Annotated in this window: 22 protein-coding genes; 10 read left to right on the top strand and 12 right to left on the bottom strand. The window is 33.0% G+C overall.

All coding sequences use genetic code 11. The features are described 5' to 3' along the window. Positions 1 to 59: 59 nt before the first annotated feature. On the bottom strand, positions 60 to 2027 hold the full coding sequence (gene treP / locus DFR54_RS04725) for a PTS system trehalose-specific EIIBC component (RefSeq protein WP_114289132.1): 1968 nt from the start codon (positions 2025 to 2027) through the stop codon (positions 60 to 62). A 181-nt stretch (positions 2028 to 2208) separates the two neighbouring features. Between treP and treR the strand changes: the two genes are divergently transcribed. Both treR and DFR54_RS04715 read left to right on the top strand, forming a co-directional pair. Beyond that, a complete protein-coding gene (treR, locus tag DFR54_RS04720) occupies positions 2209 to 2925 on the top strand; it encodes a trehalose operon repressor (protein WP_114289131.1) in 717 nt (238 codons plus the stop codon). Between the two features lie 20 nt (positions 2926 to 2945). Further along, entirely contained in the window at positions 2946 to 4361 is a 1416-nt protein-coding gene (locus DFR54_RS04715; protein ID WP_114289130.1) for a cryptochrome/photolyase family protein, read from the top strand. Between the two features lie 27 nt (positions 4362 to 4388). Here the strand turns inward: DFR54_RS04715 and DFR54_RS04710 are convergent, their stop codons facing one another. From DFR54_RS04710 to DFR54_RS04685, 6 genes are read right to left on the bottom strand one after another with little or no spacing between them, the layout of a single operon-like run. Then, positions 4389 to 5255, bottom strand: coding sequence for a MurR/RpiR family transcriptional regulator (locus DFR54_RS04710; RefSeq protein ID WP_086341029.1), 867 nt, complete (start codon positions 5253 to 5255; stop codon positions 4389 to 4391). Between the two features lie 21 nt (positions 5256 to 5276). Next, entirely contained in the window at positions 5277 to 6395 is a 1119-nt protein-coding gene (gene anmK / locus DFR54_RS04705; protein ID WP_114289129.1) for an anhydro-N-acetylmuramic acid kinase AnmK, read from the bottom strand. 11 nt (positions 6396 to 6406) lie between these two features. Further along, complete coding sequence (locus tag DFR54_RS04700; protein WP_086341027.1) at positions 6407 to 7498, bottom strand: DUF871 domain-containing protein; 1092 nt, start codon at positions 7496 to 7498, stop codon at positions 6407 to 6409. Then, positions 7495 to 8394 carry a BadF/BadG/BcrA/BcrD ATPase family protein gene (locus tag DFR54_RS04695; RefSeq protein WP_170126919.1) on the bottom strand — a complete coding sequence of 300 codons (900 nt, stop codon included), beginning with the start codon at positions 8392 to 8394 and terminating at the stop codon, positions 7495 to 7497. Before DFR54_RS04695 ends, DFR54_RS04700 begins: the two co-directional genes overlap by 4 nt. An 18-nt stretch (positions 8395 to 8412) precedes the next feature. Next, positions 8413 to 9306: an N-acetylmuramic acid 6-phosphate etherase gene (gene murQ / locus DFR54_RS04690; protein WP_114289127.1), complete on the bottom strand. Its 894-nt coding sequence runs from the start codon at positions 9304 to 9306 to the stop codon at positions 8413 to 8415. A gap of 10 nt (positions 9307 to 9316) precedes the next feature. Further along, the gene (locus DFR54_RS04685; RefSeq protein ID WP_114289126.1) at positions 9317 to 10750 is read right to left on the bottom strand and encodes a glycoside hydrolase family 1 protein; all 1434 of its coding nucleotides are present in this window, start codon (positions 10748 to 10750) and stop codon (positions 9317 to 9319) included. Between the two features lie 280 nt (positions 10751 to 11030). Between DFR54_RS04685 and DFR54_RS04680 the strand changes: the two genes are divergently transcribed. The 3 genes from DFR54_RS04680 (at position 11031) to DFR54_RS04670 (ending at position 13229) form a co-directional block, all read left to right on the top strand. Next, positions 11031 to 11333, top strand: a complete 303-nt coding sequence (locus tag DFR54_RS04680; RefSeq protein ID WP_114289125.1) for a hypothetical protein — start codon at positions 11031 to 11033, stop codon at positions 11331 to 11333. 31 nt (positions 11334 to 11364) lie between these two features. Further along, positions 11365 to 12657 carry a PTS sugar transporter subunit IIC gene (locus DFR54_RS04675; protein ID WP_114289124.1) on the top strand — a complete coding sequence of 431 codons (1293 nt, stop codon included), beginning with the start codon at positions 11365 to 11367 and terminating at the stop codon, positions 12655 to 12657. An 83-nt stretch (positions 12658 to 12740) separates the two neighbouring features. Beyond that, entirely contained in the window at positions 12741 to 13229 is a 489-nt protein-coding gene (locus DFR54_RS04670) for a hypothetical protein (RefSeq protein WP_114289123.1), read from the top strand. A 58-nt stretch (positions 13230 to 13287) separates the two neighbouring features. Here DFR54_RS04670 and DFR54_RS04665 read toward each other — a convergent pair whose 3' ends face one another. The 5 genes from DFR54_RS04665 to DFR54_RS04645 form a co-directional block, all read right to left on the bottom strand. Next, entirely contained in the window at positions 13288 to 15042 is a 1755-nt protein-coding gene (locus DFR54_RS04665; RefSeq protein WP_114289122.1) for a flavocytochrome c, read from the bottom strand. A 206-nt stretch (positions 15043 to 15248) separates the two neighbouring features. Next, positions 15249 to 16217 (bottom strand): siderophore ABC transporter substrate-binding protein, encoded by a 969-nt coding sequence (locus DFR54_RS04660; RefSeq protein ID WP_114289121.1) that lies wholly within the window; start codon positions 16215 to 16217, stop codon positions 15249 to 15251. A gap of 15 nt (positions 16218 to 16232) precedes the next feature. Then, positions 16233 to 16988, bottom strand: coding sequence for an iron ABC transporter ATP-binding protein (locus DFR54_RS04655; RefSeq protein WP_114289120.1), 756 nt, complete (start codon positions 16986 to 16988; stop codon positions 16233 to 16235). Further along, on the bottom strand, positions 16988 to 17947 hold the full coding sequence (locus tag DFR54_RS04650; protein ID WP_114289119.1) for an iron chelate uptake ABC transporter family permease subunit: 960 nt from the start codon (positions 17945 to 17947) through the stop codon (positions 16988 to 16990). The genes DFR54_RS04655 and DFR54_RS04650 overlap by 1 nt, the downstream gene beginning before the upstream one ends. Beyond that, a complete protein-coding gene (locus DFR54_RS04645; protein WP_114289118.1) occupies positions 17947 to 18894 on the bottom strand; it encodes an ABC transporter permease in 948 nt (315 codons plus the stop codon). Before DFR54_RS04645 ends, DFR54_RS04650 begins: the two co-directional genes overlap by 1 nt. Before the next feature lie 151 nt (positions 18895 to 19045). On the opposite strand from DFR54_RS04645, the gene DFR54_RS04640 reads away from it, so the two are divergent. The 5 genes from DFR54_RS04640 (at position 19046) to DFR54_RS04620 (ending at position 22053) form a co-directional block, all read left to right on the top strand. Continuing rightward, on the top strand, positions 19046 to 19513 hold the full coding sequence (locus DFR54_RS04640) for a DUF1694 domain-containing protein (protein ID WP_114289117.1): 468 nt from the start codon (positions 19046 to 19048) through the stop codon (positions 19511 to 19513). An 18-nt stretch (positions 19514 to 19531) separates the two neighbouring features. Next, the gene (locus tag DFR54_RS04635; protein WP_114289116.1) at positions 19532 to 20602 is read left to right on the top strand and encodes a serine hydrolase domain-containing protein; all 1071 of its coding nucleotides are present in this window, start codon (positions 19532 to 19534) and stop codon (positions 20600 to 20602) included. Between the two features lie 27 nt (positions 20603 to 20629). After that, positions 20630 to 21013, top strand: coding sequence for a hypothetical protein (locus tag DFR54_RS04630; RefSeq protein ID WP_114289115.1), 384 nt, complete (start codon positions 20630 to 20632; stop codon positions 21011 to 21013). A gap of 289 nt (positions 21014 to 21302) precedes the next feature. After that, the gene (amaP, locus tag DFR54_RS04625) at positions 21303 to 21863 is read left to right on the top strand and encodes an alkaline shock response membrane anchor protein AmaP (protein WP_114289114.1); all 561 of its coding nucleotides are present in this window, start codon (positions 21303 to 21305) and stop codon (positions 21861 to 21863) included. Positions 21864 to 21876: 13 nt separating this feature from the next. Further along, entirely contained in the window at positions 21877 to 22053 is a 177-nt protein-coding gene (locus DFR54_RS04620; protein ID WP_071456867.1) for a DUF2273 domain-containing protein, read from the top strand. The last annotated feature ends 5 nt before the right edge of the window (positions 22054 to 22058 follow it).

Genomic DNA, 22058 nt, shown 5'->3' with positions numbered 1-22058 from the left:
CTTTCCCTCACTTATACTAGTAAAGAGACTGCGACAAAAGTAAGTCACAGCCTCTATTTTTAATTTCTTGTTGCTACCCCAATTTTTTCTTTTGCTTTACTTGTTTGTTCTATGTCTAAAGAAAAGTCAGTTAACACATCTGAGTTTGTCACAACTACAACAACATCAGTTTCTTTACCTGAATTTTTAACTCTTTCTAAATCCATTGTGGCAACCTTTGTGTTCTCATCTACAGTATCTCCTACATTGACCAATACACTAAAAGGTGCTCCTTTTAATTCAACTGTATCAAGTCCCATATGAAGCAATACTTCTAAACCACTCTCTGTTAAAAAGCCAATAGCATGTTTTGTCTCAAAAATATTAGTAATTTTTCCTTTAACTGGTGCGTAAACATCATGACTTGTTGGTTTAACAGCATAACCTTCACCCATCATTTTTGTTCCAAAAACAGGATCTGCTACTTGGTCAATAGCTACAACTTCACCATCAGCTGGTGCGTAGAAATTTTCTTCTTTTATTAGAACTTCATTTGTAGTAACTGTAGTAGCTGATTCTGCCATAGCTTCTACAACTGCTTCAGCTTCCATGACTTGTTCTACTTTATTAAAAATACCGCGACGAGCAAAGAAAACAGTTAAAATAAATGGCACAACAACAGCAATTAACATAGCAATTAGAAAGGCAAACCAACCGCCACCAATTGTTGAGTTAATGGCCAAAATACCAGGTAAACCACCAACACCGATTGAGTTAGCACGTACACCCATAATAGTTGAGAACATTGCTGCAAATCCTGAACCTATCATAGCAGCTACAAATGGATAAACATATTTTAAGTTAATCCCAAACATCGCGGGTTCCGTTACACCTAAGTAAGCTGAAATCATTGATGGCACAGATACTTGTTCTTCCTCTTTGTTTCCTCGATGCAAGAAAATAATCGCTAAAACGGCTGAACCTTGAGCAATATTAGATAAGGCAATCATTGGCCAAAGATTTGTTGTACCAAAGTCTGCTACAAGTTGCGTATCAATAGCGTTACTCATGTGATGTAAACCAGTAATCACTAATGGCGAATACAAAGCACCAAAGACTCCCGCAAATAACCAGTTTAATGATGATGTTAAACCAGCATTAACTACTGCAGAGATAGCTGTTCCGATTTTCCAACCAATAGGGCCTAAAATAACATGAGCAGCTAATATAGCTGGTAATAATGAAAGAAATGGCACAAATATCATAGAAATTGCTTCCGGTATTTTTTTACGCCAAAAGATTTCTAGGTAAGCTAATAGAAAGCCTGCTAACATAGCCGGAATAACTTGAGCTTGGTAACCAATCATTTGAATTTGAGCAAAACCAAAGTCCCAAACAGGAATATCAGCAGCTGCTGTAGAACCAACACCGTATGCATTTAATAATTGCGGAGACACTAATGTAATCCCTAAAATAATTCCTAAAATTTGTGTTGTTCCCATTTTTTTAGCAATACTCCAAGTAATCCCTACTGGAAGGAAGTGGAAAATAGCCTCACCTGGTAACCAAAGAAATGCATTCACACCACTCCAAAATTGTGATACTTCAACAATTGTTTGACCACCTAAACCAGCAAACTGAATGCCTTCTAATACATTTCTAAACCCTAAAATAAGTCCCCCAACAATAATAGCTGGAATAATAGGTGTAAAAATTTCTGCTAAAACAGAAATAGCACGTTGCAACGGATTTAAGTTTTGTTTAGCTAAACTTTTCCCTTGCTCTTTTGAGACACCTTCAACACCAGAATAAGCACTAAACTCATTATAAAAAGTCGATACATCATTGCCGATAATAACTTGAAACTGACCAGCATTTGTAAACATACCCTTAACACTTGGAATTTTTTCAATTGCTTTCTCGTTTGCTTTTTTTGGATCATTTAAAACAAAACGCATACGAGTGGCACAATGAGAAACACCTGAAATATTTTCTTTTCCGCCCACAAACTCAAGTAGTTGCTTCACATCATCTTGATATTTACCCATGAACAAATCCTCTTTTCTAACTTGACTATACAAGTTGTATTTACAAACCAATAATAACGTTTTCATTTTTCAATTGCAAGCTTTTTTTATTATTTCTTTTTATATTGCTAAAAAAAAAGCCCCACCTTATAATGAAAGAGCCTATGAAAATAGAAAAATATTGCGAAATGAGTGAGTTCCTTTGAATAAATTTCATGAGATTTTTTTAGATTTAGAACAAAAAATCTTAGCTAATGAATACCCGCCTCAAAGTTTACTACCTAGTGAAAATCAATTAATTAAAATTTACGGTGTTTCAAGAGAAACAGTCAGAAAAGCGTTAAACTTATTAACAAATGCTGGCTATATCCAAAAAAAACAGGGAAAAGGCTCTTTTGTTTTAGACTTTAAACGCTTTGATTTTCCTTTATCTGGTTTAACTAGTTTTAAAGAATTACAACAAACACAAGCTATTACAAATGAAACCATTGTCACAACTTTAAAAAAAGCAACTGTCTCACCAACTGTTCAAAAACTGACTAGTTGGGATAAATCAGCTGAAGTTTGGGAGTTAGTCAGACAAAGAAGAATTGACGGAGAAGTCGTTATCTTAGATAAAGACTTTTTATTAACTGATATTGTCGCTGAATTGCCTATAGAAAAAGCAGAAGACTCTATTTATGAATATTTTGAAAATGAACTAAATCTAGAAATTGCTTATGCTAAAAAAGAAATTGAAGTCGAACCTGTCACAAAAGAAATGAAAGACTTAATGGATTTACGACCTGAGGATTCTCATGTCATCGCTGTTAAAAGTTTAGTCTTTCTAGAGGATACAAGATGTTTTGAGTATACTGAGTCTTATCATAGATTAGATAAATTCAGATTTGTTGAGTTTGCTAGAAGAAGAAAAGTTTAAGGATATTAAGGAGTGAGAAAATGATTACTCATGTGATGTGGTTTAGAAAAGATTTACGATTAGAAGATAATACTGCTTTTTATCATGCTTTAGAGTCCCTTCAAAAAAATGATAGACTAATTTGTCTCTTTCATTTAGATCAAAAGCAATACAAAATAGGTGAACCCAGTCATGATTACTTTTTTTCTGCCTTAGAAGAATTTAGAAAAGAACTAGCTAAAAATAAGATAGCTCTTCATCTTTTAACTGGTGATTTAGTTGAAGCTTTTTCTTCTTTAAAAACTCAATTTCCTGTCTTTAAACACCTCTATTTTAATCTAGATAATTCTGGTTTTGGCCAAAAAAGAGACTTAAGTATAACTCACTTATTAGAATCTGAGCATATTTCTGTCCACGCTTTTGAAGAAAGTCATTTACACAAAGCTAAGGATATTTTGAAAAACGATGGAATTCCTTATCAGAAATTCACACCCTATTATAAAAAATGGGCTGCTCTACCAAAACCTGCCTATAGGTATTTAGATGTTTCCTCTTTTTCACCATACACTGCCCATTTACCAGAATTAACAAAAGACGGAGATAGAGAATTAAACTACCTGTTAAGTAATCGCAAAAAAGAGTTTTCCAATGAAGTTGGAGAAATACAAGCTACTGATAGACTAAATGATTTTGTTGCAAACAAATTGGAATCTTATCATTTAAAACGTGATTTTCCCTTTAAAGATGGCACTAGTCATATTTCCTCTTTTCTTTCAACAGGACAAATTTCTATTAGAAAAGTTTGGCACATAGTCATGGACGGGGAAAGCCATCAAGGGCAAGAAATTTATTTGAAAGAATTAGCCTGGCGTGATTTTTACCAGATGATTTATCATTACCATCCTAATCAGTACAAAGAAGAGTTTAATGAAAAATACCGAAGTCTTAACTGGAAAAATAATCCTGAATTTTTTGATGCTTGGAAAAATGGTCAAACTGGTTTTCCCATAATTGATGCTGCTATGAGACAATTAAATGAAACTGGTTGGATGCATAACCGACTAAGAATGTTAGTAGCTTCTTTTTTAACAAAGGATTTGCTAATTGACTGGCGACTAGGCGAAAGATATTTTGCAGAAAAACTCATTGATTACGACGCTGCTAGTAATATTGGTGGTTGGCAGTGGGCTGCTTCAACAGGTACTGATGCGGTTCCTTATTTTAGAATTTTTAACCCTACAACTCAAAGTTTGAAATTCGATAAAGAAGGTGACTTTATTAAGATTTATGTTCCAGAATTAGCTAAACTACCAAGTAAATTAATTCGTGAACCTCATTCTCTATCTAAAGAACAACAAGCTGAGTTAAATTTTTACTTAGGACAAGATTATCCTTTCCCAATTGTTAACCATACTCTTGCCAGAAAAGAGACATTAGAATGGTTTCAATCTCAATAAAAAAACAGTCACACAATGTGACTGTTTTTATCTTTTCGAGGTCATACGTTTGTAGTCATCAACTAATTCTCTCGAGTTTAAAATATTTTCCATATGTTTGTCGTAATCTTCTAAAACATAGGTATAAAATAATAAGTCGATTAGCATAAATTGAGACATTAAAGAGCTTGTTGCCGCACTTCTTAAGGCTACCTCTTTTGAACGAACTGTATTTAAATTAATATCTGTTTTCTTACTTAAAGAATTCATTCCAAATTCTGTGATACTAATTGTTTTAAGTCCTCTGTTTTGTGCAATTTGGTTTAGTGAAAGGACTTCAGCCGTTTCACCAGAATTAGAGATACCAATAAACAGGGTTCCTTCTGGGGCAGAAGTTAAGCTTGCAATTAATTGATGGACATCAGCCATACAAATACATACTTTTCCGATTCGGTTCCATTTTTGAGCTACATTTTCAGCCACTAAATAAGAAGAACCGATTCCAAAAACATAAATAAATGAGGCATCTGCAATTTCTTTAGATGCTTTAAGTAAGGTAGCTTCATCTGCTAGCTGAACTGTTTCTTTCATGGCTTGATAGGCATTACCTAATAATTTACTCTTTACATCTGATATTTTTTCATTCGGCACAATATCAGAATATTCCTGGTTTACCGGTGAATCTCTTTCAGCTGAAAGTTCTAATTTTAATTCAGGGAAACTTGGGATACCAATGGACTTACAAAAACGAATCACAGATGCTGGGCTGGTTTCTGACACTTTCGCCAGCTCACTAGCCGTCATTTTTATTACTTCTTCTGGTTTGTCTAAGACGAACTGAGCAATTTTTCTCTCTGAGCGAGTTAAGTCTTCCAAAATACTACGCACTCTATAATCCACATGTTTGCCATTCATTGGTATTCCTACTTTCACTTATTAATAATATGTCACTTTCCCTAGTATAACATCTCTTGAGGCTCCTGTGGCACTTGGTACGTTACTTGGTAATTTATTTATTGTTCTATGACCTAAAACTACCATCGCAACGGCTTCTTTGGCATCAGATGAAAGACCAATATCTTCTTGAATCATTACCTTAACCTCAGGCAACTCTTCTTTTAATAATTCAATTAAAACAGGGTTATAGCTTCCACCGCCACCAACGATTAATTCTGTTGGTAACTCTAAATAAGGTGTTACAGCTGAGCTAATTGCTTTTGCTGTAAAGAGTGTTGCTGTCTTAATGAAATCATTAGCAGAAATATCAGGATATTTAGCTAACATTTCTTCTACATATTGTTTACCGAACTCTTCTCGTCCTGTTGTTTTTGGTGCAGGTTTTGCGATAAATGGATGTGACATAAAGTCTTGTAATAAGGCTTCATTAACTGTTCCAAGAGAACCATATTGGCCATCTCGATCATATTCTTCATTATAAAAATAGCGACATAACTCATCAATAATCATGTTTCCAGGTCCACAATCAAAGGCTACAATTTTATCTAAAGCACCATTTTTAGGAATAATAGTGGCATTAGAAATCCCACCAATATTTTGTAATATACGTTGACTTGTTTGGCTACGATACATGACATACTCTGAAAATGGAACAATTGGTGCACCTTGTCCACCGACTGCCATATCACGTGGTCTAAAATCTGAAACAACCGTTGTCTTAGTCATCTCAGCGATAATACTAGATTCACCAATTTGAAGAGTTGATGAAACTAGCCCATTCGCATTTTTAGGGTGATGATACACAGTTTGACCATGACTTGCTACAAATTCTAAATCGCTACTATTCATTTTATTGTGTTCGCAAATTTTTAACACGGCATCTCCAAAAAGATAAGCGAGTTCAAAATTCAAACTACAAATTAATTCTACGTCAGACGTTTCTTTGGCTAGAGAACGAGAAATTTTTTCTTTCATCCCAAGTTCAAAAGAATAACTTTGAAAATCAACTAATTCATATGTTTCACCAGTAATTTTCACTAAAGCAACATCAATACCATCTAATGATGTTCCTGACATAATCCCTACTGCGTAACTCATCTTCTCACCTCTTATTTTACTAAGTTAAAGCCAAATTTTTGCCATGGTTTAATATATGGTAACAGAACCATATCATCTTCTGTAACTGATCCAACTACATTTGTTTTACCTGAGTTTTCCATTGGTAAAAGAGCTAATTGTAATTCACCAGCGTAATGAGCATATAAAGATGTTTCAACAATAATATCTCCTGTGTTCATATCAGCTGTGTTAAATGGTTTAAAGTCATGACCTTTGTATTTCACACGACTTTGAGTTGAACGAATCACGTAATCAGAAACATCACCACGGTTGAAGTGGAATTCTTCTAAAACGATTTTTTTCTCTAACTCAGGAATATCTTCTACTAATGTACAATCTAAAGTTAATTTATATGGATCAATATTACTTAAAGCTTTTAATTCTTCTTCAGAAGCAAAAGAGTTGGCAATAATCACGTCATCAATTAAATCAGTTGCCCATAAATGTTTTGCTTGAGTTGCAATAGGCCACTCACGGTGCATTTCTAATGTACATAATCCTTCTTCTACAGGCCATGGTCCAATTGTTGCAGTTGGTGAGTTAACAAACGCTGCTGTACGGATACCATTTTCTTTGTAAACTTCTGTTGTACGGATAAAGTGATCATAACTTAAACCAGTGTAACGGTGAGGATAGAAGTTGTGACAACCCATTAATTTAGTACTATTTGCTTGGTAACTTAAAATATTTTCTAAGTAACGAGTACCAGAACTGATATTCAATTCGATATCTAAATCTTGTGGGTTGAATGTCATCATTGACTCTTCATTTCCAGTGAATCCCATATCTAAACGAATACCATCAGCACCGATTTCTTTAAAGAATGATAAATCTTTGTAGCTAATATCTAATTGACCAAATACTTTAGGGCTCACATCAGCAATAACTTCCATTCCTAATGATTTAGCATAAAAAATTGTTTCAGAGAATTCTTTAACAATTTGGTCTTTTTCTTCGTCTTCAACAGATAATAAACAAGTGAAGACACGTGTAAAGTTATACTTAGCTGCTAAGTCCATGTATGCTTTAATTTCTTCAACTGAACTATGATTTGGATAAACTGAAATACCTAATTTTCTCATTTCTTGTCACCATTCCTTTGATTTAAGTAATATGCCCCTTTGGCACATGATTCTTTTTTAATGTTTAATTCGTAAACTAAATTTTCCTGATCTAATTTACGACTTAAAGCCTCTAATACGTGTTGATTTTTTTCAACTACACTACCGTTTAAACCAATTTTAATTGGTTTTTCTAACTCAGGCATCTTATTTAGACACTGTAAGATACCTGTTGCTAAATCTTCACCAGCTTCATTAATAATACTTGCTGCTGTGTGATTATTTTCTGCTAAATTAGCCACTACTATAGCAGAAGCTGCTAAGTCACCTTTATCTAATGAATAAACTTTTTTAGTTAATTCTAAAACAGTTGTTACACCAAAGTAACTAAATATTTTCTTCGTTAATTCACTTGGAGATTGATTATTGTCGTACTCTTTTAAAGCTTCTTGAATACCTCTTTTAGCAATAAAATAGGCGCCACCCTCATCTCCAAATAAATGACCCCAGCCACCTACTCGAAACCATTGATTATCCTCCAAGCCTAAAATTACTGAGCCTGTTCCAGCAGTTACAGTCACACCGTCAGCACCTTTAAGTATAGAATAATGAGCTAATTGACCATCATTAATCAAATGGATATTTTCATGAATAACGGATAAATCCGACTTCACTTTTGTTTTAAGTCCACCACTATCAATGCCAGCAATTCCTAAAGTAATGCCCACACATTTTTCTTTAGGTAACTTTTCAAAAATAGCATTAATCGCTTCTTTTATATGACTTAAACCAGCCTCGTAATCCACAATTACATTGCCAAATCCGTAGGTACTACTAGCTAGTAATTTTCCATCTAAAGAATACGCTTCTGCTTCAGTTTTTGTTCCACCACAGTCTACGCCTAATATGTAATTCACTAGACACACCCCTTAGTTTTAGTGATTATCTACAGCTTTTCTAATGAATCCGTCGTTAGCTTCTAACAATGCTAAGCCTTCTTCTTTAGATGTTTTAGTTAAGATACGAATAATCGCTAATTTTACTTGTTCATCACTGTCTTCAAAATAATGTGTTGCTTCTTCTTTTGTACATCCAGTTGCTTCAACAATGATATTTTTAGCACGTTCAACTAATTTTTCATTAGTTGGTTTTACATCTACCATTAAGTTACCATAAACTTTTCCTAAATGAACCATACTAATAGTAGAAATCATGTTTAAAATTAATTTTTGTAATGTTCCTGATTTCAAACGAGTTGAACCTGTTAAAATTTCTGGTCCAGCTGTTACTTCAATTGGGAAACTTGCGAATGTACTAATTTCAGCATTTTCATTACATGAAATAGAAGCTGTTGTTGCCCCTACTTCTGCTGCATATTTAAGTCCACCAATAACATAAGGTGTACGTCCACTAGCACTAATTCCAATAACGATATCTTTATCAGTTAAACCACGTTCTCTGAAATCTTCCTCAGCTAACGTAGTTGAATCCTCAGCACCTTCAACGGCAACTGTCATGGCAGATTCACCGCCCGCAATAATCCCTTGTACAAGTTCAGGATCAGTACTAAATGTTGGCACACACTCAGCTGCATCTAGAATACCTAGACGGCCACTTGTTCCTGCACCAAAGTAAAATAATCTTCCACCATTTTTCAAAGATTTCACTACTTGTTCAATCACAGCAGCGATGGATTCTTTTTTCTTCTCAATAGCAGCAATAACTTTCTCATCTTCTTGATTCATTTTTGTAACTGTTTCAATAATGCTTAATTTATCTAAATTCAGTGTATCTTCATTACGCTTTTCTGTTGTTAAGTTCTCTAACATTTGCTACTCACTAACCTTTCTTTTGTTCTTCAATAAAGTTTTTATACCATGTAAAACTATCTTTCTTATAACGTTTATAATCGCCATTACCTTCACTATCAGCATCTACATAAACAACACCATAACGTTTAGCCATTTCACAACTACCTGCTGAAACAATATCAATAATTCCCCAAGCAATATAAGCTCTCACATCAACACCGTCTTCTTTGCCTTTTAAAATCTCAGCAAAATGTTGTTCAAAGTAATCTATACGATATGGGTCATGAATACTACCATCAGCTTCTAAAACATCATTAGCACCAAATCCATTTTCAGAAATAATAACTGGTTTTTGGTAACGGTCATACACTTTATTTAAAGTTGTTCTTAAGCCCACTGGGTCAATTTGCCAACCCCACTCACTAGCTTTTAGATATGGATTTTTAGTTGTTACAACTAAGTTTCCTGCAGTTTGTTTCCCGTCTTCATCTGTTGTACTAATACTTGAAGAGTAATAAGAGAATGATACAAAGTCACATGTATAATCTTTCAACAATTGCATTTCTTCTTCTGTTATATCTAAAACAACATCATTTTTCTTGAAGAACGGTGTCATATAGTAAGGATATTCACCTTTTGATAAGACATCCATACAGAACCATTGATTAACTTGCTCATCTTGAACTAGTTTTAAATTATCTTCAGGTTTTGGTGTTAGTGGGTAATAACAGAAACAAGAAATCATTGAACCAAATGTTCCTTTTATTCCCATCTCACGAGCTAATTTAATTGTTTTAGCACTTGAGACAAATTGATGATGTAAACTTTGGAAGACATCTGTAAATGAGTAATTGCCATCTTCTTCTTTAACAAGTCCGACACCATTATATGGTGAGAAGTAACCTGCATTAATTTCATTAAATGGTAAGAAGTACTCAACATACTCTCCCCAACGAGTTAAGACATATTCACTAAATCTCATATATAAGTTAATTGTTTCTTTATTTTTCCAACCATCATACTTTTCTACTATATTAAGTGGAACAGCATAGTGATTCATCGTTAGGAAAATTTTGATATTTTTTTCTTTTAATAATTTGAAGACGCGGTCGTAATACTCAACACCAGCTTCATTAGGTGTCAGCTCATCTCCATTTGGAAATAATCTTGACCAACTAATAGAAAAACGATATAAATCAATTCCCATTTCTGCTAATAATTCAATATCTTCTTCTAAAAAGTCAACACCGCGTGATCCTTTTCTAAAAGGATAGAATAAATCACTATTTTCGTCTTTTGCTTTATCAATTACTTTTTTTGTTAATAAACGCGTTTCTGTTGTTGCGTTACTTGTTCTTGGTAAGTAAGGACGACAGTCTTGTGTGTCCATTCCCTTTTCTCCATCGAATCCGCCTTCATATTGACTAGAAGCTGTTGCTCCACCCCAAAGTATTTTACTCATTAAATAAAACCGCCCTTTCGCCTACATTTAAGTCTATAATAGCATTTTTGAAATAAAATTTCAATTTTTTGTTTCTGTTTTTGTAATAAACAGTCGTTTAAGAAATTAAATTTCAAACTTAACAATAAAAAGTTGAAAAATACTTTTTATTGTGTATACTAGGATATAAGATGTGAGTGCTTTCTTTTAGGGTAGTACGGCTTTTCATATCTAATCCTCAATCGTTATTTTCTATAACTATTGAACAAACAAACCATTTATTAGGAGGTGTTTAAAGACAATGACAAATAAAGAAAACCCAACAATTCCAAAGTTTTCTCTAAAAAGTGCAGGACTTCTATTTCTAGCAGGAATTATAGGAGGTATCGTGGTTCCATACTTTTTCTATGAAATGAATTGGGATACAAGAATTGGTGTCTTATTATTTTTACCTATTCTAATCTCATCAACCATTGCTTATGTGCAATGTTTCATCGAAACAAAAGATGGTATCGGGCGCCGCTTTTATAGAACTTTGATTATTAGTTTTATTGTTCTTGAAACCGTTACTTATTTCTGGTTGTTTAAAGGATTTATATTTTAGGTATTATTATATTTTTTAAGGAGTGTAAAAAATGTTAGAAAAATTTACAAATTTTATTGATTCACGTCTAGCTGGTCCTATGGATAAAATTGCTAACCAAAGACATTTACGTGCTGTTCGTGACGGAATTATCGCTACATTACCATTAATTATTGTTGGTTCATTCTTCCTTATCGTAGCTTTTCCACCGCTACCTGCAACTTGGGGAATTACTGAATTCTTAACTTCAAACGCTGCAACGATTCTTTTACCATATCGTATGACAATGTATATCATGTCTCTATATGCGACATTTGGTATTGGTGCTAGTCTTGCTAAATCATATGATTTAGACCAAGTTTCTGGTGGTATCTTAGCTACTATTGCTTTCCTTTTAACTTTCGTTCCTGTGAACGTACCTGCTGAAGCATTAGAAGCTGCTGGAACTGCTGGATTTGTATTACCAATGGCTAACCTTGGTGGTGGCGGAATGTTCGTTGGGATCATTACTGCTATTATCGCTGTTGAAATTTATCGTATGACTGATAAATCTAAATTCAAAATTACAATGCCTGAACAAGTTCCTCCTGCTGTAGCTCGTTCATTTGAAGCATTAACACCAACTTTAATCGTTATCTTAGGTATGGCAACAATTACTTACTATATCGGATTTGACTGGCATACTGCCGTAGCTAAATTAGTTGCACCTTTAGTTACAGCTGCTGACTCATTACCATCTGTATTACTATTAATCTTCATGATTACATTCTTCTGGGTATTTGGTATCCACGGTGTATCTATTGTAGGTTCATTAGCTCGTCCAGTATGGTTACAATTATTAGAAGGTAACACAACAGCACAAGCTGCTGGAGAAGCATTACCACATATCGCTGCTGAGCCTTTCTTCCAATGGTTTATCTGGGTTGGGGGATCTGGAGCAACAATCGGTTTAGCTATTCTTTTAGCATTCACTGCTAAATCTGAATACGGATCTAAATTAGGTAAAGCAATTATTACACCATCTATCTTTAACATTAACGAACCTGTTATCTTTGGTGTGCCAATTGTATTAAACCCAATTATGATGATTCCTTTCGTAGTTACTCCAATGATCATGGCAACAATTGCATGGTTTGCAACTTCTTTAGGATTTGTTAACCCTGTAACAATTACTGCTCCTTGGACATTGCCTGGACCAATTGGTGCTTACTTAGCAACTGGTGGGGACTGGAGAGCTGCCGTATTAAACGTTATTTTAATCTTAGTATCTGTCATCTGTTACTACCCATTTGTTAAAGTTTACGATAGAAAAGAATTAGAAAAAGAGCAAGGAATTGAAGCTTAATTTCTACTTAAAAAGAACAGTCAATTGACTGTTCTTTTTTTTGTTGTATGATTAGCTTACTACCAACTTAAAGGAGTGTTAAAATGACTTACTACGATAAATCTATGAGCTACTTGAATGAGTTTTTTGAGTTAACACCTGTTTCTACTTCTGACTTATCAGAAATTTATGTAACTATCACCACTGAAAATCTTCTTAATTCACTCATAGGTCAACAGTATCAATTAACTCCTGATACAGTTGATTTCGAGTTTTATAAAATCGACAAAACAAAAGATACTCTTCTTTATTTTTCTGAAATAGATTCTCACTACACACCGTATCAACTAATGAGTAAAGAGCAGGATATTATACTAGTAGCTATTGAAAAAACTATTGGTGTTGTTGACTGTAATTCTAACCGTCTATTTAACGAATTACAATTAAACCAAGGTGTCACTTCTAGTGATCTTCAAAACGAAGAACTTGTACTAGATTATGAATCAACTAAAAAAATGTTTACAGAATTTTACACTCTTTCCCATATTCCAAAGGGGCATTCAATTCATCAAGCCCTTGCCTCAAAAAAATAAAGATTGAGACATTATTTTTTATGTCTCAATCTTTACTAAATATCAATAATTTATATTTTTATTTAACGACACCGTCTCCTGCAATGCGTCCAAAGACAATAATATCCGCAATGGCATCAGAGCCTAAACGGTTAGTTCCATGAACATCTCCTGTTACTTCTCCTGCAGCGTAAACATTAGGAATTGGATTTTTATCTCCATCCAATAATTGAGCTTTAGTGTTAATTGTTAAACCACCCATTGTGTGGTGAACAGCTGGAATAGATTTCATAATATAGTAAGGTCCTTCACCAAAGGCTACTAACTCACCACGTTTATTAAACTCTAAATCTTTTCCGTCTTTTGCATATTTATTGTAGTTATCAATTGTTGTTTGTAATTCTTTAGCATCAATCTCAAAATGTTTAGCTGCTTCTTCTACTGTATCAGCTTTAACTAAAAGACCACGATCGACTAAACTATCATATTCTTTTTTATGTGTTTTATCTACTTTTGATGCATCCATTGCTGACTGATCCCAGAACATATATGAAAATCCGTCAGATTGTTTTGTCACAGCTTTAGAAATCACGTCACGACGTTCTAACTCTTCCACAAAACGTTTTCCTTCTTTGTTAACTAAAATAGAACGTCCTTCCATACGCACGTCTCCTACATAAAGTAAACGGCCTGTTTCAGGGTCACATGTTGGATACGTTTGGATGTATTCCATATCAGTTGTTCCAGCACCAATAGCTTCACCAATTAAAATACCATCACCCATACTACCAGCACTTGTTGTTGCTAAGATTTTTTCATCCATATCTTTGTTGTATTTTTTACGCATTTCTAGGTTAGAACCAAATCCACCTGAAGCAATCACAATACCATCTTTAGCTGTAAAGGTAACATCTTTATCATTTACTTTAGCTTCTACTTGATCAAATTCTTTTCCATTTGAAGCGTTGATTTTTTTAGCATCTGCTTCAGTTAAAATTGTCACTTTAGAATCTTTAGCTTTTTTCTCTAATTTTTTAATTAATTCAGCACCTGAAGCATCTTTTGGTACTAAACTTCTTTTAACTGAGTGTCCACCAAAGAATAATAAGTAATCTTCAAATTCAACTTTTACGTCATCTCTTAACCATTCAGCACCAGATAAAGCATTGTCAGCTAAGACACGAACTAGAGCTGGATCGTTTTCAGAGTCTCCACCTTTAATGATATCTTCATAAAATTGATCTTTACTATCTTTGATACCTTCTTTTTCTTGTAACCAGTTACCAGGAGCAGCCATTTCACCACCTGAAATCATTGTATTACCACCAAGAACTGGTAATTTTTCAAGTAAAACAACGTCTGCACCTTTTTCAGCAGCAGTAATCGCAGCAGTTAACCCTGCACCACCACCACCAATAACAACAACGTCATAATCTGTTTTACTTACTTCTTTAGCTTTTGGTAAACTTGCTTTAACTTTTGACATCGCAGCAATATCTAAACCAGATTTTTCTAAAGCATTTTTAACAGCATCTACAACAGCATTACTTGTTGATGAAGCTCCACTTACCGCATCTACATCAAGTCCTTGAGCTTTAACAATAGCTTCTGGAATTTGTTTTAATGCTAAATCTGAAACACCATCTGTTTCACTACTCTCAACAATTTTTATGTCTTCAATCTTGTCTTTCTTAACAGTAACCGAAACTTTAATCGGTCCGTTGGCTCCTTTAGCCTCTCCTTCATACGTTCCATCTTTACCAGCTCCTGATGAACACGCCACTAATAAAAATAGTACCAAGCTAAACAGTAACCCTTTCAACACTTTTTTCACAGTAAACTTCCCCCTTAATTTATTAACGACCTTATTATAAGTTATCTTTTTCACAATAACAAGAGTAATATTTATTTGATTTTTCTGTATGAATACGGTTTATTTGTTAAAAATATCACTTGTTTCTGTTGGCTTATTATCGTTTATGGCAGAAGGTTCTACGAAGTAAGAAAAAAGACTTGAGATTTTCTCTCAAGTCTTTCATTTTACTTAAATGCTTTTAATACATCTTTAATCATTAGTTCAGTTGATTCAATTCCACCACCAGATAAATACCAAACATCTGGTGTTAATGTGATAACTTTGCCATCTTTACCAGCAGTTGTTTGTTTCACTAGTTCGTTTTCTGCTACATTATTTTTACTGTCATCTCCACCAATTGCTTTAGTGCGGTCAACAACAAAAATAATATCTGGGTTAGTTTCTAATACATATTCGTAAGAAACTTCTTGGCCATGAGTTGAAACTTCAATCTTATCATCAGCAGGTAACACACCAAATGTGTCATGGATAATACCAAATCTAGACCGATTACCATAAGCTGATAATGAACCTTCATTAACTAAAGTAATTAAACCTTTTTTACCACTTTTTTCAGCTACTTCTTTGACTTCAGTAATATCTTTTTCTAAACTTGCAATTTTATCTTCTGCTTCTTTTTCTTTACCAAAAATAGTTCCTAATGTTTCAATATTTTGTTTTGTTGATTCCCAAGTTTTTGAGCTATCAACACCTAAATAAAGAGTAGGAGCAATTTTTTCTAAGTCTTTTTGAGAGTCTTGTTGACGTCCTGAGATAACAATTAAATCTGGTTGTAAGGCATTAATTTTTTCTAAATCAGGTTCTTTAATACCACCTGCTGATTCTGTACTATCAAATGATTTCAAGTAAGCTGGTAAATTATCTTTTGCTGTTGCAATCACACTATCCCCAGCTCCTAATTGATTAATTGTATCTAGAGAACCCATATCAAACACAACAACTTTTGACGGGTTACTTGGTACTTCTACATCATTTCCTTCGCTATCTTTAACAGTTAGCATTTTACTTTCAGCAACGCTACTTGACGTTTGTGTTTCTTTTTTGTCACTTGCCTTCTCACTATTACCACATGCTCCTAAAAATAACACACTAACAGCTAATACGCCGACTAAACTAATTAATTTCTTTTTCATTTGTTTTTCTCCTCTTTAATTAAAATATAAACAGAATCGTTTTCCTTCAAGCTCACAGACACGAATACTCATGTCATATAGCTCATCCAGTACTTCTTTTTCAATAATTTCATCTGTTGTTCCTGTTTTAAAGATTTCGCCATCTTTCATGGCCACTATCTCATCTGCGTAACTTGCCGCAAAATTAATATCATGAAGCACAATAATAACCGTCTTTCCTTTTTCGTCTACTAGTTGACGAATGGTTTTCATTAATTGGACCGCATGATTCATATCTAAATTATTGAGTGGTTCGTCTAAAAAGATATAATCTGTATCTTGAGCCAGAACCATTGCAATATAAGCTCTTTGTAATTGTCCTCCTGAGAGAGTATCAATAGTACTTTCTGCTAAATCAAGTAACCCTAAAAAAGTTAAGGCCTTAGTTATTTTTTCATGATCTAATTCTGTTAGTCGTCCCTTACTATGTGGAAATCTTCCAAAAGCAACTAATTCTCGAACGGTTAATTTTAGTTGTACGCCATTAGCCTGTTTTAAAATAGATAATTTTTTAGCTAATTCCTGTTGATTCCAAGCCTTAACTTCTGTTCCATCTAGATAGATACCACCTTGATCTTTTTCAATCAAGCGGCTCATCATAGAAAGTAACGTACTTTTCCCAGCGCCATTTGGGCCAATAAAAGCTGTTAATTTTCCTTTTTTGACTTGATAATCTACATCAGAAACTACTTTTTTATTACCATATTTTTTAGTTACTTGATTTATATCCATTAATTGACTCCTCCTTTCTCTTTTAGTAATTTCCAAACAAAGTAAAGACCACCACTAAATTCTATGACTACACTGAGTGTTGTATTCATATGAAAAACTTGTTCGACTAAAAATTGGCCTGCTACTAAAAATAAAATGCTAAGTAATGCTCCTGAGATAAATAAATACGTATGTTTATATGTATTCATCCATTGATAGGTTACGTTGGCTACGATAAAGCCTAAAAACGTAATTGGACCAATTAGTGCTGTTGCTATTGCTACGGATAAACTAATTAAAAATAAAACATATTTTCTAAATTTCTGAACATCAATTCCTAAGTTAGTTGCTTGTTCGATTCCTAGATGTAAAACATCTAATTTAGCACTCACTTTAAAAAATAAAATCATTAAAATAATCACAACTGGAATAACTACAGTTAACAAGGACACATCTACATTACTAAAACTGGCAAATAATTTTCCCTGTAATTTATCGTATTCATTAGGATCCATTAGTACTTGTAAGAAAGTACTAATACTTCTAAAGAGCGTGCCTAAAATCATACCAATCATTAATAATAAAAATAAATCCTGCTTTTCTTTTTTTAATAATGTGGAAAATAATAGAACACTTAAAATAACCATAATAACAATATTAAAAACAAATAATTTCGGGTCTCCTTGTCTACTTTGACCCAAAATAAAAAATAGTATAGTTTGGATTAAGACATATAAGGAATCAAAACCTAAAATACTTGGCGTTAAAAAATGATTTTGAGAGATCGTCTGAAAGGAAATTGTAGAAAAACTAGTTAGTAAGCCGACTATCACAAAAGCTAGTAATTTCTTACCTCTTAGCTTTAATGCAAATTCCCAATTGCCGTAAGTGTGATAGGTCAAAAACAGAAAAATCATTGCCATCACAACTAATCCTAATAACATCAAACTTGTTTTCGGATTTTTTTTGATTGTTAACATTATTTTTTTCCTCCTTTCAGTAGCAGAAAGATAAAAATAATACTTCCAATAATTCCGACAATTAAACTAACAGGTACTTCATACGGTGGATGAATAACTCTAGATAAAATATCACAGACAATTAAAAAGAGACTGCCTGAAATAGCTGTAATCCATAAGGTATTTTTAAGTTGATCCCCGTAAAATTGAGCGACAATATTAGGAATAATGACACCAATAAAAGGTAAACCACCTATAGTAACTAGCGTGACACTACTAGCTACAGCTATTAGTAACAAACCTAACATCTGCGTTCTTTCATAGTTCAATCCCACATTAGTTGCCATATCACTTCCCATTCCAACAATGGTAAAACGGTAGGCAAACAGATAACATACGATTAAAACAGGAACAGACAAATAAATTAATTCATAATCACCTTTTGTGACAGTTGCAAAATTTCCTTGGAGCCATGATGTCATATTTTGAATTAATTGAAATTGATAGGCAAAGAAGGTCACAACTGAACCTATAATATTTCCAAACATCACACCAACTAAAGGAATCATAATTTGATTTTTAGCAGGTATGCGTTTTATGATTTGTAAAAATAAATACGTACCAAAAAAGGCAAATAAAAAAGCTACAAAGGACCTCGTTAATATAGACCCAGCTGGGAAAAATAGCATGGCGACTAACATCCCTAAGCGAGCACTATCCATGGTTCCTGCAGTTGTTGGTGAGACAAATCTATTTTGAGTCAGATGTTGCATAATTAAACCACACACACTACTAGTAGCTCCTGCAATTAATAAACTAACTGTTCGTGGAACTCTTGTGTACCAAAAAACTAACTCTTCTAATTCATTAAAGTTAAATAGATGAGAAATCGGAATGCTTTGTACACCTACAAACAAAGACAAGCACACAAAAAAAAGTAGTAGCACTACTGGAATACTTTTATTCACTGCCTTTTCTCCACCCTTTCTAACTGATAATGATTTTCATTACCACTAAGTTTATCTAAAGTAAGTGAAATTTGCAACATTTTTCTTAACCCTCAGTTTTTAAAGTCTATGTTATAATAAAAGTACTTACTCAAAGGAAAGGTGTTATTTCATGACGCAAAAAGATATTCAAGATTATTTAGACAAAGGAATGTACGGGGCTCCTCAAATTAAGCCTGATGAGGTTAAAAAATATCTTGGTACATTTAGAGAACGCGTTGTGTTTTCTATGACTTGTGAAGAAGCAAAAGGTTCTTCTCATGATTCATTTTGTTTAGACAGATTTAAACAGTACGTTGATGGCACTTTATCAATTAATGCAAACTCTCCTCTTGAGATTCAAAATCATTATATGAAGCTAGCCCAACAAGTTGGTGTTAATTTTAAGATGGTTGATACTGAGCTTGAAACAGTGGAACCAGATGACATTACTATTGTATTTTCAGTAGATTACGCTATTAATTTAGAGGATATTTCTGTTGAAGATATGATTAAGAAAACAAAACAAATAGTTTCCTCTAAAACCACTGAGGATACACCTAAAAAAGAAAGTCTGTTTAAACGATTATTTAAATCTTAATATTTATGAGGTGATTAGATGACTAATTTAGATAAATACAATAAAAAAATACTATTTCTTTTTGTTATCAATCTAGCGATCATTATCATCTCTATGACCTTTTTAAGAAATTCACTTAAGGAAAAAGAAACTCCTTTAACTCAAAAAGAGTTCATTGAAAAGGTTTCAGCTGACTTTAAAGAATCACATTTATCAGGTTCAGTTGCACTTGTTAAAAACGGTAAAATCATTGATACGTCTAGTTATGGCTTTTCTGATAAAGAACAAAATGTAAAGAACACAGACAATGAGCTCTATCCTATTGCCTCTTTACAAAAAAATATGACTGGTGTGATTATCGCCCAGCTGATTAGAGAAGATAAATTAACTTATGACACAATGATTAATACCTTTTATCCTGACCTTGAATTTGCTGATACTATTACAATTCGAGATTTATTAAATCATACAAGTGGTTACGGAATGCCTGAAACAGCTACAGACTCTGTCTTAAAAACTGAAAAAGTGCAACTAGAAAATGTTTTTGACTCACTTTACTATCATGGTAGTCATGAATTTTATTATTCTAATGGTAACTACAGCCTTCTAGCTGGTATTATCAGTCAGATTGAAAATAAAAGTTACAAAGAAAGTCTTAAAACAAGAATTTTTAAACCATTAAAACTGGAGCATACTTTTCTTTGGGATGATTTACCAAAAGAAGCTACAATTCCTAATGAATACCTCTTTTATAATGACGAAGACTACAATACTGAAAACCTACAATACTCTGAAGAATTAATGAGTACTTTACTAGGAGCAGGAAATGTTTATTCCACAGTCAGTGATTTAAGTCGTTTTGAAATGTCTTTAAACAATGGCACTTTGTTAACAGAAGATGAGTTTAATGAGTTGTTTAATTACTCGTTACAACAAGAAGTTATGTTTTCAGGTAACATCTCTGCTGATGGTGTTATGGGTGGCTATCGTAGTTATGTTTACGGGGATTTATCTGAGCAAAATTTCATTGTTTTTCTAGCAAATCAATCAAGTGATTATTATCCTTACGACCTTTTAAAAGATGTTTATCAACAGTTATTACTGTTTTAATATAGATATTGATAAGGAGGATGTTAAATGAATCAAGAAAAAATGATTAAACAAGAACTAGCCGAAGCTTTACACGTCCACATTTTATTACTAAAAGGAATTGAAACCATTGATTCTAACTCTGAGGGAGCTCTGCGTTTTGTCGTTAGAAGTTTAGGTTTTATGCTAGAGCGGATTCCTGAAGCTCTGATTTCTGAAGATGAGGAGGACTTATATTTTGCAGCTTTTCAATATTATAACCTTTTAGCTGAGTTGAAAAATAATTTAGCCTTATCATTTCCTCACGTATCTTCTATTGATTTATCAGCTTTCCCAGATTCCCATGTAGATTTACTTAACAAATGGTGGGAAGAAAAAACTGGATTACACGTTGACACACCGACAAAACAAACATTGATAGTAGCAGAATAAAAAAGAATCGAAGGCCTGAAATCTTAAATGATTTTGGCCTTCGATTTTTTATTAATTCATTATTTACTATCAAGATAAAATATTATTATAAGACTAGTTATACTACAATCTTCTATTTGTTATTTGACACAACCGAATATTTAAACAATAATGTGACTGTTTTTTTTACTGACGTTTTCTATTTAAACTTCTATTTACATATTTTTTACAAAAAATAACGCTTTCTTTTTGACTTTAGATCCTATATATCATAAAGTATTGTTATAAACAGTTGGAAAGGAGATTTTATATGTACCGTTCTAAAAAAGTGTTTATTTTAATAACGATAGTATTACTACTTCCGCTCTTATTTGCTAATATTGTACAAAATCAAGACTTAGCAAATCTTTCTTTTAAGCTTATCAAAATGGAAAATTATCCTTTTATAGGTTTCTATCTCCCATTTTATCTATTTTGGGGAAGTATTATAGTAATTATACTTTTAATCATTTTGTTCTTTTTCATTCTGTTTTACCCTAGAAATAAAACAGAAATTTATCATTCTAAATCTAAAGGCAGTCTTTCTATTAAGAAAAATGCTGTTGAACAATTTGTATCTACTATTTTGACTCAAGAGCCATGGTTAAAAAATCCAAAAGTGTCTGTCACAATGAAAAAAAATAGAATTAAAATTTTTATTTCAGGTAGTTGTTCTAATAATGAAACTAATTTACTTGATAAAACAAATGAATTATCTCTTCGAATAAAACAAGAATTATCAATATTTCTTGGAATAACTGACTCCAAACAGATAACAGTTGAAATAAAACAAGTTTCAAATAAAAAAACTAATAACTCACGTGTTATTTAAGGAGGATAAGAAAATGGAAGATTTCATAAAAAAATATAGATTTCCTATTTTGGGAGCTCTCATCGGCCTCGGTTTAGCTATATCATTTTTTAGTTTAGGATTTTTTAAAACAATTATCCTTATTATTTTAACGTTACTAGGTGCTTGTATCGGTTACTACCTTCAAAGAAATAATTTTTTGAAGAAATAAAAAAA

The organism is Vagococcus fluvialis, assembly GCF_003337315.1.
Taxonomy (GTDB): domain Bacteria; phylum Bacillota; class Bacilli; order Lactobacillales; family Vagococcaceae; genus Vagococcus; species Vagococcus fluvialis.
This window is presented reverse-complemented; position numbering and strand designations above follow the sequence as displayed.

What these genes read in the sequence shown, in the direction of transcription:
- treP (WP_114289132.1), bottom strand. Translation starts at nt 2,027, where the DNA reads ATGGGTAAATATCAAGATGATGTGAAGCAACTACTTGAGTTTGTGGGC.
- DFR54_RS04715 (WP_114289130.1), top strand. Translation starts at nt 2,946, where the DNA reads ATGATTACTCATGTGATGTGGTTTAGAAAAGATTTACGATTAGAAGAT.
- DFR54_RS04710 (WP_086341029.1), bottom strand. Translation starts at nt 5,255, where the DNA reads ATGAATGGCAAACATGTGGATTATAGAGTGCGTAGTATTTTGGAAGAC.
- anmK (WP_114289129.1), bottom strand. Translation starts at nt 6,395, where the DNA reads ATGAGTTACGCAGTAGGGATTATGTCAGGAACATCATTAGATGGTATT.
- DFR54_RS04700 (WP_086341027.1), bottom strand. Translation starts at nt 7,498, where the DNA reads ATGAGAAAATTAGGTATTTCAGTTTATCCAAATCATAGTTCAGTTGAA.
- murQ (WP_114289127.1), bottom strand. Translation starts at nt 9,306, where the DNA reads ATGTTAGAGAACTTAACAACAGAAAAGCGTAATGAAGATACACTGAAT.
- DFR54_RS04685 (WP_114289126.1), bottom strand. Translation starts at nt 10,750, where the DNA reads ATGAGTAAAATACTTTGGGGTGGAGCAACAGCTTCTAGTCAATATGAA.
- DFR54_RS04680 (WP_114289125.1), top strand. Translation starts at nt 11,031, where the DNA reads ATGACAAATAAAGAAAACCCAACAATTCCAAAGTTTTCTCTAAAAAGT.
- DFR54_RS04675 (WP_114289124.1), top strand. Translation starts at nt 11,365, where the DNA reads ATGTTAGAAAAATTTACAAATTTTATTGATTCACGTCTAGCTGGTCCT.
- DFR54_RS04670 (WP_114289123.1), top strand. Translation starts at nt 12,741, where the DNA reads ATGACTTACTACGATAAATCTATGAGCTACTTGAATGAGTTTTTTGAG.
- DFR54_RS04660 (WP_114289121.1), bottom strand. Translation starts at nt 16,217, where the DNA reads ATGAAAAAGAAATTAATTAGTTTAGTCGGCGTATTAGCTGTTAGTGTG.
- DFR54_RS04655 (WP_114289120.1), bottom strand. Translation starts at nt 16,988, where the DNA reads ATGGATATAAATCAAGTAACTAAAAAATATGGTAATAAAAAAGTAGTT.
- DFR54_RS04650 (WP_114289119.1), bottom strand. Translation starts at nt 17,947, where the DNA reads ATGTTAACAATCAAAAAAAATCCGAAAACAAGTTTGATGTTATTAGGA.
- DFR54_RS04640 (WP_114289117.1), top strand. Translation starts at nt 19,046, where the DNA reads ATGACGCAAAAAGATATTCAAGATTATTTAGACAAAGGAATGTACGGG.
- DFR54_RS04635 (WP_114289116.1), top strand. Translation starts at nt 19,532, where the DNA reads ATGACTAATTTAGATAAATACAATAAAAAAATACTATTTCTTTTTGTT.
- DFR54_RS04630 (WP_114289115.1), top strand. Translation starts at nt 20,630, where the DNA reads ATGAATCAAGAAAAAATGATTAAACAAGAACTAGCCGAAGCTTTACAC.
- amaP (WP_114289114.1), top strand. Translation starts at nt 21,303, where the DNA reads ATGTACCGTTCTAAAAAAGTGTTTATTTTAATAACGATAGTATTACTA.
- DFR54_RS04620 (WP_071456867.1), top strand. Translation starts at nt 21,877, where the DNA reads ATGGAAGATTTCATAAAAAAATATAGATTTCCTATTTTGGGAGCTCTC.